Source organism: Haloarcula amylovorans, assembly GCF_004681185.1.
Taxonomy (GTDB): Archaea; Halobacteriota; Halobacteria; order Halobacteriales; family Haloarculaceae; genus Haloarcula; species Haloarcula amylovorans.
Window position 1 is genome coordinate 13,557 of sequence record NZ_SRIF01000017.1, and the last position, 15,736, is coordinate 29,292.

Below are 15,736 nucleotides of genomic sequence, written 5' to 3' on the forward strand. Positions count from 1 at the left end.
GAGAATGTCAATGTCACCGGAGCTGCGAGAGTGGTGAAATTCGAGATAGATACAGCGTCGCAGCGACACCGCCGAATACACTCACAGCTAATGCCACCCCGAAGCCAGCGATCAACACCGGCTTCGATACGGAAACCACGTTCTCGAATCCACTCAGTGCGGCTGCAATTTGATTGACTCCCCAGATACTGGGAATAGCGAGTCCAATTCCCACCGCGCCGCCGAGAATTCCGATCCCAAGCGTATTTGCGAGAACCACGGCGACCAATGACTGCCGAGAAGTCCCGATGGCAGTAAGCGCGCCAAATGTTTCGCGATGGCGAGCAACAAAGGAGAGCTGGATATTTGTAAGCAGCAAAACACCTGCAACGACCGCCATCACAACAAGACTCAGCCCGCTTGCGAGGACAACTGCCTGATTTTGTAACATCGACTGCAACTGCTCGCGATTCGTCCGGACAGTGTACTGCGGGTAGTCACGTTGGAGTTCTGTAGCAGTCGTCTCGACGTCCGCGCCATCAGCGACTTTGACAGACATCATAGTGGCTCGATCACTCGCCGTTGTCCCCGTAATTTCTTGCATCTCACTGGGAGGTATGGTGACAGTTGGGGCACCAACGAACTGTGAGAAGCTTTGAGAGATTCCGACGACTGTAAATTCGTTTTGATTAGCAGTTGCGAGAGTGCCACCAAGATATATCGTGTCGCCAACAGACAGGTTGTACTGAGCTGCTACTTGTTGATCAATGACCACCTGATGTTGCATCGGACCGTCATAGCTGCCATTCGCATAATGAGAGTCGCCACCATCAACTGGGCCACCAGCGATATAATTAATATTGCCACCTCGCGTACCCGCGCCGACACCGATTACCGTCTCAAACTCCTCACTATCGGTGCTGATATACAGTGTCTGAAAGATAAATGGAACCGCTGCCCTGACATCATCTCGTGCTTCTAACTCATTTTCCAGCTCGTGAGCACCAATTAGTGAATTTTCGAACCCTCCAACCGTACCAGGCTGCAGTTCAACGGGACCGCCAGTTATCCAGATGTCTTGCCCCGCTTCATCGAATTTCTCTTCGCCGGTATTCATCACGCCAAGACCGACACTTGCCAAGAGGACGGATGCCAATACCGCCATCGCTACACCCATTACTGCAAGTACGGTCCGTGTTCGCTCGTGACGCAGCTGTGCCCCAGCCACACCAAGAAGAGCACGAAGTCGTGACACTCTGCTCATCCTGACAACACCTCCAGTGCACTGGTTCGGCGACTCAAGATGACCGGATAGATGGCGCCAATCAGGCCGATAAACGCTGCCACACCGAGCGCATAGACCCCAAGCAACGGATCGAACACAGCGACAACAGTAACACCATACACCGCTGTTCCGAGTGCATTCACACCCAGAATACCGAGGAAACCAATACCGACACCGACGACACCGCCAAGCAATGAGAGAAGGACTGTCTCAGCTGCGACTAATAGCGACCGAGAACGGCTAGCAAACCCAATCGCTGCGAGTGTCCCTAGCTGCTCACGGTCAGCACCCACATCTAAGCCAATCAGTGTTGTCAGGAAGAGGACGCCGATGACAACTGTAGATAGAAGTGCTGCAGTGGCGATTGCTAGAGGAAGGTTTGAGGTCGAAAGCTCTTGGGCTGATAATCCACTTCGTGTGACGACAGTCGTCTTCGGATAGCGGCCCTCGATAAGCGACCGAACGGACGGATCGTTGGTGCTGACAAGTAGTTGATCAGCTGCGTCACCGTTCGCTGCACCCGTTATACTCTGTAGCTCACTGAGGTGGACGACCATCATCGGGACAGTTCCACCCGCTGTTTGGGTCCCTCCCGTAGTGACGTTCGTTACGTTGAACGAGCGGTTGGTACTCCCACGGGCGACGGTAAGCTCATCTCCATTTGAGGCATTTGTGAGCGTTGCTGCGGCGTCGTTTACGATTGCCTCGCCAGTCCATGGACCAGCATAGCTACCGTTCGCATAATGTGGGTCACCGGGCGTAAGGTCACCACTGGGGAATCCGAGTACACTGGTCTCTGGGGCCGGGATGACACCGACAGTGAGGACGTAGCTCCGTTCACCAGTGGTAACATCTCGTACGGGTATGAGTTTTAACAAGACTGGGGTGGCGTAGTCGACGCGGTCATCTTGGGCAAGTGCCGCACTAGTCGAGTGGACGTTACCCAATTGAACTCCACCGGTGGAGACAACCAACGATTCGACACTCGACTGTTCAGGCACTACCCAGTAGTCGACTCCCTCGCTTTCGACGACGGACTGTGAGCTCAGTCCAAGCGCAACCCCAGAAACGGCAACCATCAATCCAATCGCAATAGCCACGCCAAGGATACTCAGCAATACGCGCTGTGGAGCGATACGGAGGCGTCCAAGAACGCGATACCACGCCAGTCCGAAGAGTGACCGTCGACGCCCCACGCTTAATGGTTCCTCTCAATGCGACCATCTCGAAGATGGATAATACGGTCACACACATCCAGCGCTTGTTGATCGTGGGACGCAAGCACGACAGCCTGTTCATCAGCGATATCGACCAATAAATCGAGAACACGTCCGCCGGTATCCGTATCGAGTTCGCCTGTTGGTTCGTCGGCTACCACTAATGAGGGGTCGGTTGTCAGTGCCCGGGCGATAGCGACACGCTGTTGCTCGCCGCCGGAGAGTTGCCCTGGCTTGTGGGTGATCCGCTCTTCGAGGCCAACAGCAGTCAGGAGGTCTTCAGCGCGTTCACGACGTGCGCTCTTCCCTCTCCCAAGTTCGACAAGCGGGAGCGCGACGTTCGCACGGGCTGACAGCGCATCAAGCAGGTGAAACCGCTGGAAGATGATGCCAACATGCTCAAGCCGCAAGGCTGCTCGCTGTCGTGCCGAGAGAGAGGCAACGTCTTCCCTGGCTAGTGTAATCGTGCCTGATGTCGGGACATCGAGTCCTGCGAGTAGGTGCAGTAGCGTTGACTTGCCGCTACCACTTGGACCAGCAATGCCGACGACTTCACCGGGGTGAATCGTCACTGAGACACCGTCGAGTGCGCGGACAGTCGGCGCTGCCGATCGTGAGAAAAAACCACCGCCACCTCGAGAATACTCTCGACCAACGTTTTCACCTCTGACGACGGACGCATTCTTCGTCTTTGTCTCAGTTGGTTGGCTATGCTGACCCATTTGTTAGCGGAATTCAACTCGGGCCGGTGATAATGGTTTTGTCATATCTGCTGGGCACTGTCTCGACCAGTATCACCACTGCTAGTACAACACACCAAAAGAAGGAACGTGGGTTTCAGTTAGTTATCGCGTCGAACGGCCAACAGTGTGGCTGCAACGAGAGCGACGAGGGCGATTGCGGCCGTGAAGCCAGGCCCATCGCCGCTGGTCGGGGTTTCGTCACCATCTTGGCCGTCTCCACCATCGCCACCGTCACCACCGTCTCCGCCAGCCGGCTCTTCACTCGTTTCCGGTTCGTCAGGAGTGTCGGGGGTATCAGGGGTGTCAGTGTCTCCCGGCTCGTCCGGATCAGCCGGCGTATCGGTCTCATCCGAACCATCGTCGCTATCACCGTCGTCGCCATCGTCGCCATCACTGTCATCGTCATCATCGCCGTTCCCGTGGCGCGGCCCATCGCCGTCACCACCGCCATTCCGAGACTCGGATTCGAGCTCGATGGTCCCTGTCGTTGAGCTTAGCTGCGAGTCGTTGTCGTCCTGCATCGAGATGACGACGTACTGGTATTCACCAGTAGAGAAGTTTCCGAAGGTATCGACCGTAACATCGGTACTCGGATTCTCACCGTTGACGACCGTCAGCGAAGCATCCATCTGCTCGTACTCGGTGTTGCTCGCACCACCGGCCGTGATATTATCCGTGCGGACCGTCTCGCCGTCGAGATCGTTTGCGATGAAGTCGACCATGCTCCCGAACTCGACCTGTCGGGCAACCTGCCCTTCCGAGAGGTCGTTCTGGTTCAACGTTGTGCCATCTTCGACGTCCGAAACACCGTTAATATGGGAGATGGAGTGTTCAAGTTCCATGTCCTCGGACTGGGCGAAGTCGCTTCCTAGCTCGCTCTGATCGACGACGGAGTCAAAGCGCGCGTTCTCGAAGGTATCCTTTTCGTAGACAGCCACGATGTGAGTCATCTCGCCGTCGTTGCTGCTGTCGAAGGTTTCGGAGGAATCAACGCCGAACGTGAGACTGTCACCGGGATTCTTATCCGAGGGAGCATCAACAGACGCTGAGCCTGTCTGAACCGTGAGCTGGTCCATCCCAACAAGCACTACGTTGCCGTCAACTGAAATCTTGTTATTACTGTTAACGCTGATGCCGTCTGCACCGTTTTCATGAACCACTGCGAAGACGACATAGTGGCCTGCGCCGAAGGACTCCGAAGTCTCGAGCTGGCCTTCGTTGTCCAGCGCTGCCGACCCGTCCAGCATTTGGAAGGAGGCGTTCTCATTTGCGCTGTCGACATCAGAGAGCAACTCGATGGCGCCGTCGGAGGTAACCGGAACTCCATCGCCTTCTTCAGGCTTCATCCGGGCTGCGACCAACTGGACACGGTCCTGACCGTAGAGGTCCTCGTAGTTGCCGCTGGAGGCCTGATCAGCATCGAAAGCGATGCTGACGTCCTCACCACTCTGGTGGATCCCAATCGGATTGCGCTCCCCATTGAAATCCCGAACCATCCGCTTTGTGTTGGCCCCATCGTTAGTGTCCGAAAAGGAATTGCCGCTGCCCAACTCCTCGCCATAGACCGCTCCTGGTGCAGGTATCTGGGTTGCAGCGTCCGTATCGTTGGTTCGAAGCGTGAATGCGGCACGCTCCCAGCCCATCACCTGTCCGCTATCACTAATCTCGAATACTTGTGAATCCGAGATATTAGATGGATTGCTTTGTGCGTGACTATCCGCCAGGGCAACTCCAGAGAGAGCCCCACTAAGTAGGACTACTCCTGTGAGAAGTACCGTTAGGAGCCGCTTACTGCTAATCATGTGAGATATGTTTAATGTCAAGTTCCGTCCTTAAGAAGGTTATCCATGCGGCGAATACTTGGTCGCGAGACCATTCAATTATCTCGCTAGGGGGCGATTTTGAACGCGAAAGGTCTTCCTACTGACCACTGCGAACACTCGCAAGTATATATCAGTTGTTAATAAAGATGATATATGACACATTCATAATATGTGTTTTCAATGACAAGCTAGACAAGCCCCGCGCCACCGTGCGCGGGGTGGCAGTTGACTGCGAGTGATGAGAGCGCTGACTAGTGTTCAGGCTGTGCGGCGGGCGTAGTACAGGCAGAGTACAATCGCGATCAGGCTACCGGCAACTGTGAACCCAGGGCCACTCCCCGCTGTTGTCTCCACTGGTGTTTGCGTCGATGGTGCGATAACACCACTCTCGTCCGTGGTTGTCTCGGTAGCTGATTCGGATTCAGTATTCGTTCCCGGAGTTGCAGCCGCTGGAGAGGAGGTGGTCGCTGACGGCTCGGTACTGGTTGTTTCGTCGGTGGAGGGTTCGGCCGTCGAGGATGGAGTCTGCGTCGAAGGGGTTGATTCTGCGCCACCACTGTCGCCGCCGCCAGCAGTCGTGGATTGATCGGCTTCAGATAGTGTCAATTCCGAGATGGCACTGACACCAAGAATCTCTGCTCGCTGGCGGACTTCTTCATCGCCTTGGACGATAGCATAGGCGTTGTAGGTTCCTGGTTCGAACTTATCAGTGGGGACCGTTGCCGTGTAGCTTCCGCCTTGTTTGGTCATTTCCTTCGTGACGTAGGTATCATCGTTTCCAACGACGATTTCAACGGATTCTAGTGACGAGTGTTTCTCGACATCGAGTTCCGAAACTTGAGCTTCAAATGTTGCAGACTCCCCGGCTTCAACGCTATCCGGTCCGCTGACAGTCACATCATAGCCCGCGATGACGATCGGATAGACAGCAACGGTGTTCCCATCAGTCTGGATGGTCGCAGCATAGGTCCCCGCTTCGCCAGCACCGAAATACGAGAGGGTTTGTGTGGTATCCCCAGTTTTGCTCTCGCTGATGATGAGTTCGTTGTCTGGCCCTCGCAGATTCAGATTATAATTTGTCCCGTCGGGAACGTCAGCCGTAATTGTCATCGCCTCATCGGCAGCGATTCGTGAGACCGAGCTAATGTTGTACTCGAGTCCGTCGTATTCGACCGTCCGTGACGGTGTTTCTATCGATGGGTCCCCCGACAAATCGTACCCGGAGACTGCGGTCACTGGAGGGACCAGGAGTAGCGATCCAAGGACGATGAAAAGCAGATACCGACTGCGGAGTAGTGTCATGGAAGACTCATCACCGGAGAGCTACTCATGCTTTTGGATTTGTAGTCTTTCATTTTCCACTTACATGTATTCTTTACAGTCACTAATAATTCGAATTTATATCATTAATTTGAATAGAAGACCTAATTCCGTTAGCTCCCCCAAGAGTGGAGACCGTCCTTTGGTGATCAGAGACACGAGACCGGCCGTCCGTTCAAGCCGACAGCTACAAACCACTACACGCAGACGTGCGGGTAATGGCGACGCGACGGCGACACCGATTTGTAGCGGGAAACGTCGCATGGATGGTCGGTGCCGTCCTCATTCTCACTCTATTAGGGTCGCTATCGCTGGAACTGTTTTTCGTGGTGTCGTTGATTGGCTTTCTCGTAATCATTGAGTTGACTGCACCCTTCGCTGTCACACCGACGTGGCGAAGCCGCCTGAAGTGGCTCATCGGTCTTGGATTGTTGGTCTTTGGGTATATCGTGATTCGGCGTATCCTCGCTATCCTGCCGCCGGGGGTGATCTAATGCCCAAGGATCGGTCATATCCGCGGCTGTTACTGATTGTGCTCGTCGCGACGCTTGCGCTCACGCTGGTCGTCGCAGCTGGGACATCCTCGGCGTCGCTTGGAGCGTACAACCCGGCTTGGGACGGGACATCGGAGGTCAGAGCCGCTGCCCAAGCCAATGGGACTGAGACGACGATCGCGCGTAACGTCAGTGCGTACCGAGCGGTTGCTCCAGATCGAACCGTCGCTGTAGCACTCTCTCCTGACGAATCATATGGCGAGGACGTGCATGCTGTCCGTTCGTTTGTCCGCTCAGGAGGGACCCTGGTAGTCGCAGAAGATTATGGCACCCATGGAAATGAACTGTTGGCAGCCGTTGGCGCAGAAGCCCGTGTTACCGGCACGCCACTGCGCGATGAACAACGTGCTGGGCCAAGTCCGGCGTTCCCGCGAGCAACTGCGACAACAAACCACACCTATACCAGGGGAGTCGATGGCATCATGCTCAACCATGGCAGTGTCGTCGAACCCGGCAACGCGACACCATTGCTGGCGTCCTCTGAGTTTAGCTATCTCGATACCAACGGCAATGGGGAACTCGACGATACCGAAGTGCTGGAGCGTCGACCGGTTGTTACGGTGGAATCCGTCGGCGAAGGGACCGTCCTCGTCATCAGTGACCCGAGTCTCTTCCTCAATTCGATGCTCGAACGGAGCGATAATGCGGCCTTCCTCCAGGCTATCATCAGCACCCACAACCACGTCCTGCTCGACATTTCCCATACCAACGCAGTACCCCCACTGGTCGCGGCGCGTTTAGCGCTACAGCAGTCAGGGGTAGCTGCCTTTGTCGTGGGGAGTCTGTCCGTACTCGCACTCATTGTACTATCCCAGCCAGTAGGGCTGCTCGAACGGCTTCGGGCATGGCGAACGCAACCAAGCCAGTCCCCAACGCTCTCGAATAACGATATCGCCGCCTCGATCCAGGCTCGCCATCCTGATTGGGACACACAACGAGTCGAGCGCGTAACAAACAGTTTGATGAAACGTCGTGGAAAACGGGAGAGCGATGACTGATCCCGCTGGCCTCGCAGACGATATTGCTGCTGAAGTGTCGACAGTGCTTGTGGGGATGGACGAGCAAGTCGAGCGACTCACGATTGCGCTATTGACTCGCGGCCATGTTCTCCTCGAAGGTGTCCCCGGCGTTGCGAAGACGACGTTAGCTAATACCTTTGCACGGGCAAGCGGTCTGACGTATAACCGCGTCCAGATGACTCCGGACGTCCTCCCAGCCGACATTACTGGGACGAGCGTCTATCGAGAGGAAACGGGTGAGTTCGAACTTCGAAGAGGGCCGGTGTTCGCCAACGTCGTTGTGGCCGACGAAATCAACCGTGCAACGCCGAAAACACAGTCTGCACTCTTAGAGGCGATGGCAGAACGCCATGTGACAATCGACGGGGAGACGCTCGATCTCCCGGAACCGTTTCTCGTCGTTGCCACACAGAACCCCATCGAAATGGAGGGGACCTTCGAATTGCCCGAAGCACAGCGCGACCGCTTCCAACAGAAACTCCTGGTTGATCTCCCGAATGCCGATGACGAGCGAGCGCTACTTGAGCGTTTCAATGGTGCACCGACGATGGGGCCAGAAGATGTTAATGCGGTCGTATCCACGGCCGAAATACAGGCCGCCCGTGACGTAGTCACAAACGTCCACGTAGAGGATGTCGTGCAGGACTATATTCTCGAAATCGTCGCTGCCTCGCGTGATCATGCCGATGTTGCCCACGGGGCATCCCCGCGTGGCTCGCTTGCACTCCTCCACACGGCGAAAGCTCGTGCCGCGATTCACGGTCGGGATTACGTCATTAGTGATGACGTCAAACAGTTAATCGACCCGGTCCTTCGCCATCGACTTGTTCTCACGACAGATGCCGATCTCAGCGACGTGACTGCCGCTAATGTTATTGAAGACCTACGATCGTCGGTGACTCCGCCAGAGGGGAAAGTAACGGATGCAGACCTTCTGACTGAGGAGCCGCCAGACGCAAGCGGTGAGTAAGGGTTCTTGCGGGCGATTTCTCGCCGATCAAGTGTGGCCCTGTTGTTCGCCCCACCGATATGTCACCAGATATGCTGCACGCCCCTCTGTCTGTTCCGTGACGTCTACTGAGATCGGTTCGTCTAGCCCAGTGGCAAGCCCAACCGCAAGTACTGAAACAACGGGGTGGTCAAATCGGTCGACAGGACCGTACACTGAGTCGGTAATGCCAACGGTCAGTCGCTGGCCGTCGGGGTCGATATCAGTGGTAATTGCGCTAGCAAGTTCGAACTGTTCGGCGAGGGCATCGGTGAGCTGTTCTGTAAGGTCGGCTGGTGTCTCACCGAGACCCCCTGAAAGTGCGGCGTTGAAACTCTGAAAGAGTGGTCCACCACTCGGATCTAGGGCGACGCCTTTCGCCCCGGTTTCGTCCGTGATGACAACTCGGTCGAGAGCATCTCTGTTGGGAAGTGCGTCTATCTGGTCATGGGGAACGAATAACCGAACATCGTCGTGAGCTGGACTTGGTGGCACGTAGATTCGATCCGCTGTGAGGCCGAGCTCCTCGACGAGGGCAGCTTCATTGCCTGCTAGGGCGGTGTATACGTCGCGGCCGACATCTGCCGAAACGAACTGCTCGGGCGTAATGTAGTACGTCAGAACACCACCGAACAGCCCGACTGCACCAAGTGCCAACAACACATCACGGATGGTTGGGACGGCTGCTGCACCAATCACAGCGAGGACACCAACTACGCCAAGCCCGAGTGCAGTCCGCTGGTACTGAGTCTGTTTCGCCCGCGCGTACGATTCTCTCAGCTGCTGGTTTTCCTCCGCGAGGAGCTCAAGCTGTGTCAGTAACTCCTCACGTGAATGATCTGCGTCGCCGTCGTCGAGTTGTCCATTCGTACTCATGCGCGTCTCCGACGCCTCGTCTTCGTCACATGCCTGCTAAGCCTGGGCGGATTACTGTATCGCTTTCCCTGTATGAGCAGTCAGATCTCGTCTAGTGACTCGAATTTGTCCCAGCACTCACACTCTAGATCTTTGATTGACGTGACTTCGTCTGGGAGCGACGAGATTGGCATCCCTTCTTCAGCAGCCACACATTTGTCAGTATGAATCGCAAAATCCTCGCTCGACATTACGGGCATGGCAGTTAATACAAATCCATTGACAAATAGATGGCGCTTCTCGTAGTCACGGTCATCTGTCAAGTGGTCTTACTGTCCTGTCTCGCTCTGTTTCCTAAGAATTCCCGTTTTCAGCTATCGGTGAGAGATGCCCTAGGCCCAAGAGCAGGTATCGATGGAGGAGATATGAGACCATCGCGAGAACAGCAAGACAGACTAGCACGGCAACAAGGAGCCCATTCGTTGCCGTAAGTGCCAGTAGCGATGTACTCAATGCAAGCAGTCCACCAATCAGGAGTGCCCACTCAGCCTTGGAATGGTCGCTACTGATGATGTCTGCAACGAGCAATCCAAAGAGTCCGGCTTCGGTCGGGAGTACCGCCAGGAGTCCTGCATCAGCAGGTGAGAGTGCGAGGAGGGCGAACTGACCGATAGCGACAGCGACTATCGGTGGGAAGACAACCCAGCTGACTACGATTGCGAGCCAAGCTGCGACACCGAGACGGCCGTCGAGTGACCAAAGGGTGGCCAGGATGGCAAAAAGAACGACAACACCGGGCCACTCATACGTCGCCCCCCAGCGTCGCGAGGGCCCTAACTGCAGCGTTGTCTCCTCCGCTGTGCGGTCCTGTTGGATTGGGTTCCCATCCGAACTCATTGCTGGGCCCTCTGTTGTCGCTTTCCAGTTGCCAACACGCGCGTAAGACGGTCTCGTGGGCCCACCTCAAAGGCGTTGACGTTGCCGAGCGCGGCAAGTTCGCGGCGGAATTCCTCGAACTCAGTATACCGTCGATAGGCTTCCTCAACAGCAATCAATTCCGCTTCCTCGTAGAGTACGCTCGGTGTGAGAAAGACGACAACCTGGCCAGAATGTCTGCGTGCGACTTTCACCGTTTCTCGAAGCTCAGTTCGGTGTGTATCGTCAGTCACGATGATCGTTCGGATTGTCCCACTGAGGTGCGCCGACATTGTCTTGGCGGCCGCGAATAGTGGTTGGTCAGCGACACGCTGGACATAGGTGCTGGAGTCTTCGAAGAAGGGGCGCAGTCGATCGCCGAACGGATCTCCCCTCGGTAGTTGCGCTGCGGTTCGGCGGGCAGCTGCTGGCTCGACGACGTCGTTGTGGCTCTGTGTAGCTTGCCCATCGGTTGGTTGAATCGTTCGCAAACACTGAGTAATTGTCCGGTACTGATCGTTGTCCGTACTGGGATCGAATGTGTTCGTGAGGCCACCATCACCAACCGTGTAACAACCAAGCGGATCGGCGAGACGCTGCGCGCTCTCAACCATCGCCAGTGCTACCTGTCGAGCGAAATCAAACTTTGTCTCCCCCTCTCGACCGCTCCCCATTGCTGCACGGTGATCAACGAGGAGGGTGGTTTCGAGGTCTGTCTCAGCCTCGAACTCTCGAATATGGGGTTCATCAAGGCGGGCCGTTGCTTTCCAGTCAATGCGGCGGATATTGTCTCCCGGGACGTATTTCCGGACTTCGGCCGGGGAGAGACCGCCACCCGTTTGGCCAGCATTGTGTTCCCCGAATCCGCTGGCGATTCTATCGCCGCCTTCGCCGATATGGATGTCCCGGGGTGTCCGTGGTTCGACGGTTATCGAGGGGGCGTTCCCCATAGTGGTGGTCTGTTTGAAAAGACCCAGCTCATCTGTCATCATGAGCGTGGGCTTGCTGAACTCAAACGCGCCAGCGACAGGCCATGTGACTTCGAACGTTTCCTGTGCCGTCTGATCATTTGGAACGAGCTGGCAGAACACGCGATCGCCGCTCCCACCAGTTGGGGGTTCAGTCCCAACCCGCAGACGGGGAGTCACTTGTCCGGCTGTCTGCACACGAAGTGTCCCCAGCGTCGTCTCATCGGCTGTCACCCGCGTTCGGTCAAGTTGCTGTGTGACGGTAATACCCGAGATAGTACCACGCGCTGTGCGGACGAAGTGGTACTGTCGGATAAGGAGCCACGTTGTCAGTCCCGCTGCGCCGATCAATGGTAGTGGGCGATCCAGAATGACTGCCCACAGCGCCAGCGCTCCAACGAGGCCGACCGTTACCCAGTATCGACGCGTGACCCGCATCTGTCCGTGTGTCTCGAAGCGAGACAGTTAACCGATTGGGTTCTTAGTCCCGTTCCTCAAGGAAAATGAGTGAGTAGGGAGGGGATACAGAACCCTGCGGTGTATGTAGGATTGCTGGTGCGAGCTTTGAAGTAATAATCACGCGAATTGAGTGGTAGTGGTTGAAGAAGCGTTCCAGTACGCAGCAGAGCCCGCTGACGCAGAAACAGCGACTGCTGGCTGGAACGCAATCCAAATCTGCCATGAAGTCTACAACCACGCCCTTACACAAGAATACAGACCTTCTCCGGACTACAATAAGCCATCCTATACGTCGATGCAGAACAAACTACAGGATGGAAAGACAACTGGCCGGAATGGAAGTCAGCGTATTCAAAGTGCCTGCAAATGGCAGTACGACGCATCAAGAACAGCGAAACAGTTCTTGAATCGCTCGAAGAGCGTGGATACGACGTTGGACGGTTGAAATGGAAGAAACCACGAGAGTACCGCAGCATCACCTACAATCAGAAAGGCTTTGACGTGGATCATAACACGGGCCAAACTGAACACGCTGTGGTCGAACTCAAAAAGATTGGGGACTTCCACCTCAACTACCACCGCCCACTCCCAGACAACGCCGAGATCACGCAAGTCATCCTCAAAAAACAAAAGACGGGCGCCTGGACAATCAGTATCTGTATCGAGTATAATGCTGATTATCCTGAGAAACCGCCTGTCGAGTCCATCGACCCGGTCAACGCGATTGGAATTGGTCTCGGGATCGCGAAATTTATTTACGATTCAACCGGACGAGCCATCCGCCCGCTTGACGAAGAGGGGGACAGGTGCCGGATTGAGAAGCGTCATAGAGCTGTATCTCGGAAGGAGTACGACTCGGAGAATTGGAACAAGGCCCGGCAGCAGTTAGCGAAGGCGTATGATCGGTTGCAGAATCGGTGGGATGACTTCTACGAAAAGTTGGCTCATGACTATACGCTGGTGAATGATGCTGTGTTTCTCGAAGACCTGAACGTCGCTGGGATGCTTCAGAACTTCGGGAATAGTCGGAATGTGTCGTCGATGTCGTGGCGCAAAGCCCTCCAAGCGTTCCAACGACACGGCGAAAAGAACGGCTGTCACGTGATTCTTGTCCCTCCAGAAGGAACGACAAAGCGGTGCGCGAGATGTGGCGTTGAATCAGAGAAGCCGTTGTGGGTGCGAGAACATTCCTGTCCATCGTGCGGATTCGAAGCTGATCGTGATATGAATTCGGCGCTGGAAGTCAAACGGCTAGGACTCGAAGAATTGGGAGTGGACTTCGGCTGGAGTGACTTAGGGCCGGACGGTCCGAAGAAACGCCTGTGGAGACTGCGACCGCTGCGTCTACCGACGGAAGTGGGTTTTCCGCAACCAATGTGGTGGATGCAAGTCGCGTCGTGGAAGCAGGAAGAAGCCCCATCCTTCAGGAAGCCACAAATGTGGCTGAGTAGGGTGGGGTAGTTCATGCTATCGGTCCAGTCAGCAAGGTAGATGCTGTTCGTTCGTATTAGTCTGCTACCACTCGGCAAACTCCGACGAAGAACCCCAGTAAGCTATGCCTTCAGATTTTGTCAGCCTGCCGTTTCAGTCCGTTCATGGACGGATAACGATAGGGTGAGCTTTCGTCTTCTCTCTCGATGCGCCAGCGAACTCGCCGAATACTGGTCGTGGCACTGTGCTTGTGTACCCTCGGACAAGCTTTCATCACCCCGGTCGTGGCCCAAGCCGGACATGAGGACACGCAGGCGACTGCCTGGCCCGGTGTTGCGATCTTCGCCGATAGCGGGAACAACTCCGATAGCGGCGGATCGCTTCAACAGGGTGGGAACACGATCCTCGATGCTGCTGGCGCGGCGGTTCGGACGGCTGACAGCGTGAAACAACAGGTATCTGGGAACAGCGAGGAGGATACTGCCGAAACCTATGCTCGCGATACTGCAGCCGCAATTGAGGACAATGATGCGGCGCTGCGAACGCTTGCCAACGAAGAGTTTGACGCCGATAGTTCCGATGAGGTCGTCCGCATACAGTTCGCTGACGAAGCTGGCGATACCGCAACGCGATATCTCGTCGCCGACGCTGACGATGGGCAGTGGGAAGATGGCCCGCGTGTCCTCACGCCCGAAGAGTTTGCGGCGACGGACCGCTCAGCTGATCACTGGGTGACGCTTGATGCATATGCATCTCGCCACATCAGTGACGATGTCGAGCAGCTTGCGACTCTCTCCGAAGACGAGGACAATCCAAGTAAGGCGATGGTCAAGGCTCGCTTGGCGGCGAACTATGGCTCGGGCGTCGAATCTGACCTGCTTGGCGACGAGTAAGCTATCGTTAGCCCAGCGTCAACACATTCGTTTTTAATACATGGCTTTTTAGCGCCCCACCGTCAGAGACTGAGTGTGCGCTGGACGGAGTCGAAAACTGGCGTCGCTATCCTGGTTTTGTTCACAGTCACGACAGTGTGCGTCGGTGTGTTGCCGCCAGGCATCGCCGTGTCGACAGCGGCCGCAGATACGGAACCAGTCGTTGCCCAACAGACGACACCAACACCAACGCCGACGAATAATACGACCGTTCAGCACGAACACCCCGAAAACGTCTCACAGTCCGGTGATTCACAGCAAGTTAGTGCCTGGCTCGAGCGCCGATTGGCGAATCGGCTGCAGGGGAGTGCGGTTGAGCTCTCTCAGGGCGAATACGAGCGTGCACGCGGCCTGCTTGGTGATGATTACAATTCACGTCTCGAACAGTATGTCGACGTCGCTGGTGAGACCCAGGGGACTAGCGATGACGAAACCGCCGAAACCTTTCGTGAGACACAGGACCAGCAGCGATCGTATGCGGAGTCCATGCAATCCTACAGGGAAACCTACGAGGAGTATCAGCAGGCTCGGAGACAAGGCAATACGACTGCGGCGCGGCAACACGCTCGTGAATTAGAAACCACCGCTGGGCGGGTGACACAGCTCAACAAGTCGCTGAATCGCAATTACGAGTCGATTGGGAATCGAACTACTATCGAGACCGGCGATGCGAAGACAGCGATTTCGAATACGACTCGAAATGTGACGGCACAGCAAGCCGAAATCAGGTCTCAGTTGTTCGTCGAGACGGAACTGACTGTCGAGACCAACGGCTCGGCGGTGGCATTCGACGACCCAATGGTGATCGATGGTCGGGTGACAACAACAAACGGAACGGCTGTCGCGGACCAGCCAATCGAAGTCACCGTCTTCGAACGGAGCTACCAGACAACGACTGACGAGAATGGCGACTTTTCGGTGACGTATCGGCCCGTTGGGCTGCCGGTGAACACGACAACTGTAGCTGTTCAGTATATCCCGACAAGCACTTCTCCGTATCTCGGGAGCACGACCAACGTCTCGGTCGATGTCTCACAGGTAACACCATCGCTAGACGCGTCAGTCTCACCGTCCCAGGCCGCATATCACGATCGGGTCGAAACGACAGTGAGTGCAACCGTCGATGGTCAACCTGTGGCTGGGTTACCGATTCAGTCCATACTCGGTAGCGCTGTTGATAATACGACGACTAAGCGTGCAGGCCAGGCAACACTCGCACAACGGGCACCCGCAAACGTGCCAGCCGGC

The 15,736-nt window shown here is 55.8% G+C and carries 13 protein-coding genes; 5 read left to right on the forward strand and 8 right to left on the reverse strand.

Features of this window, described 5'->3' with window-relative positions:
* Positions 1-13: 13 nt before the first annotated feature.
* From E4S61_RS24755 to E4S61_RS24775, 5 genes are all read right to left on the reverse strand, one after another.
* Positions 14-1,243, reverse strand: a complete 1,230-nt coding sequence (locus E4S61_RS24755; RefSeq protein WP_135306446.1) for an ABC transporter permease — start codon at positions 1,241-1,243, stop codon at positions 14-16.
* Positions 1,240-2,343, reverse strand: coding sequence for an FtsX-like permease family protein (locus tag E4S61_RS24760; RefSeq protein ID WP_209309608.1), 1,104 nt, complete (start codon positions 2,341-2,343; stop codon positions 1,240-1,242). The genes E4S61_RS24755 and E4S61_RS24760 overlap by 4 nt, the downstream gene beginning before the upstream one ends.
* Positions 2,344-2,462: 119 nt before the next feature.
* Positions 2,463-3,203, reverse strand: coding sequence for an ABC transporter ATP-binding protein (locus E4S61_RS24765; protein WP_135306448.1), 741 nt, complete (start codon positions 3,201-3,203; stop codon positions 2,463-2,465).
* A 119-nt stretch (positions 3,204-3,322) separates the two neighbouring features.
* On the reverse strand, positions 3,323-4,867 hold the full coding sequence (locus E4S61_RS24770) for a PGF-CTERM sorting domain-containing protein (RefSeq protein ID WP_135306449.1): 1,545 nt from the start codon (positions 4,865-4,867) through the stop codon (positions 3,323-3,325).
* Between the two features lie 438 nt (positions 4,868-5,305).
* Entirely contained in the window at positions 5,306-6,349 is a 1,044-nt protein-coding gene (locus E4S61_RS24775; RefSeq protein WP_135306450.1) for a hypothetical protein, read from the reverse strand.
* Positions 6,350-6,585: 236 nt separating this feature from the next.
* Between E4S61_RS24775 and E4S61_RS26435 the strand changes: the two genes are divergently transcribed.
* Genes E4S61_RS26435 through E4S61_RS24790 form a run of 3 tightly spaced genes read left to right on the forward strand, consistent with a single transcriptional unit; the run spans position 6,586 to position 8,910 of the window.
* Positions 6,586-6,861 carry a hypothetical protein gene (locus tag E4S61_RS26435; RefSeq protein WP_135306451.1) on the forward strand — a complete coding sequence of 92 codons (276 nt, stop codon included), beginning with the start codon at positions 6,586-6,588 and terminating at the stop codon, positions 6,859-6,861.
* Complete coding sequence (locus E4S61_RS24785; RefSeq protein ID WP_135306452.1) at positions 6,861-7,919, forward strand: DUF4350 domain-containing protein; 1,059 nt, start codon at positions 6,861-6,863, stop codon at positions 7,917-7,919. Before E4S61_RS26435 ends, E4S61_RS24785 begins: the two co-directional genes overlap by 1 nt.
* Positions 7,912-8,910 carry an AAA family ATPase gene (locus E4S61_RS24790; protein ID WP_135306453.1) on the forward strand — a complete coding sequence of 333 codons (999 nt, stop codon included), beginning with the start codon at positions 7,912-7,914 and terminating at the stop codon, positions 8,908-8,910. Before E4S61_RS24785 ends, E4S61_RS24790 begins: the two co-directional genes overlap by 8 nt.
* Positions 8,911-8,937: 27 nt before the next feature.
* Here E4S61_RS24790 and E4S61_RS24795 read toward each other — a convergent pair whose 3' ends face one another.
* The 3 genes from E4S61_RS24795 to E4S61_RS24810 form a co-directional block, all read right to left on the reverse strand.
* Positions 8,938-9,804, reverse strand: coding sequence for a hypothetical protein (locus E4S61_RS24795; protein WP_135306454.1), 867 nt, complete (start codon positions 9,802-9,804; stop codon positions 8,938-8,940).
* Between the two features lie 333 nt (positions 9,805-10,137).
* Positions 10,138-10,680, reverse strand: a complete 543-nt coding sequence (locus E4S61_RS24805; RefSeq protein ID WP_135306456.1) for a hypothetical protein — start codon at positions 10,678-10,680, stop codon at positions 10,138-10,140.
* The gene (locus E4S61_RS24810; RefSeq protein WP_135306457.1) at positions 10,677-12,104 is read right to left on the reverse strand and encodes a DUF58 domain-containing protein; all 1,428 of its coding nucleotides are present in this window, start codon (positions 12,102-12,104) and stop codon (positions 10,677-10,679) included. The genes E4S61_RS24805 and E4S61_RS24810 overlap by 4 nt, the downstream gene beginning before the upstream one ends.
* Positions 12,105-12,491: 387 nt before the next feature.
* Here E4S61_RS24810 and E4S61_RS24815 point away from each other — a divergent pair, with 387 nt between their 5' ends.
* Together E4S61_RS24815 and E4S61_RS24820 are read left to right on the forward strand one after the other, a co-directional pair.
* Positions 12,492-13,586: an RNA-guided endonuclease InsQ/TnpB family protein gene (locus E4S61_RS24815; RefSeq protein WP_135306458.1), complete on the forward strand. Its 1,095-nt coding sequence runs from the start codon at positions 12,492-12,494 to the stop codon at positions 13,584-13,586.
* Between the two features lie 206 nt (positions 13,587-13,792).
* Positions 13,793-14,449 carry a hypothetical protein gene (locus tag E4S61_RS24820; protein ID WP_209309609.1) on the forward strand — a complete coding sequence of 219 codons (657 nt, stop codon included), beginning with the start codon at positions 13,793-13,795 and terminating at the stop codon, positions 14,447-14,449.
* Positions 14,450-15,736: the final 1,287 nt, after the last annotated feature.

Excerpts from the sequence above, each read along its gene's own strand:
- E4S61_RS24755 (WP_135306446.1), bottom strand. The coding sequence starts at position 1,243 with ATGAGCAGAGTGTCACGACTTCGTGCTCTTCTTGGTGTGGCTGGGGCA.
- E4S61_RS24760 (WP_209309608.1), bottom strand. The coding sequence starts at position 2,343 with ATGGTTGCCGTTTCTGGGGTTGCGCTTGGACTGAGCTCACAGTCCGTC.
- E4S61_RS24765 (WP_135306448.1), bottom strand. The coding sequence starts at position 3,203 with ATGGGTCAGCATAGCCAACCAACTGAGACAAAGACGAAGAATGCGTCC.
- E4S61_RS24770 (WP_135306449.1), bottom strand. The coding sequence starts at position 4,867 with ATGGGCTGGGAGCGTGCCGCATTCACGCTTCGAACCAACGATACGGAC.
- E4S61_RS24775 (WP_135306450.1), bottom strand. The coding sequence starts at position 6,349 with ATGACACTACTCCGCAGTCGGTATCTGCTTTTCATCGTCCTTGGATCG.
- E4S61_RS26435 (WP_135306451.1), top strand. The coding sequence starts at position 6,586 with ATGGCGACGCGACGGCGACACCGATTTGTAGCGGGAAACGTCGCATGG.
- E4S61_RS24785 (WP_135306452.1), top strand. The coding sequence starts at position 6,861 with ATGCCCAAGGATCGGTCATATCCGCGGCTGTTACTGATTGTGCTCGTC.
- E4S61_RS24790 (WP_135306453.1), top strand. The coding sequence starts at position 7,912 with ATGACTGATCCCGCTGGCCTCGCAGACGATATTGCTGCTGAAGTGTCG.
- E4S61_RS24795 (WP_135306454.1), bottom strand. The coding sequence starts at position 9,804 with ATGAGTACGAATGGACAACTCGACGACGGCGACGCAGATCATTCACGT.
- E4S61_RS24805 (WP_135306456.1), bottom strand. The coding sequence starts at position 10,680 with ATGAGTTCGGATGGGAACCCAATCCAACAGGACCGCACAGCGGAGGAG.
- E4S61_RS24810 (WP_135306457.1), bottom strand. The coding sequence starts at position 12,104 with ATGCGGGTCACGCGTCGATACTGGGTAACGGTCGGCCTCGTTGGAGCG.
- E4S61_RS24815 (WP_135306458.1), top strand. The coding sequence starts at position 12,492 with ATGGCAGTACGACGCATCAAGAACAGCGAAACAGTTCTTGAATCGCTC.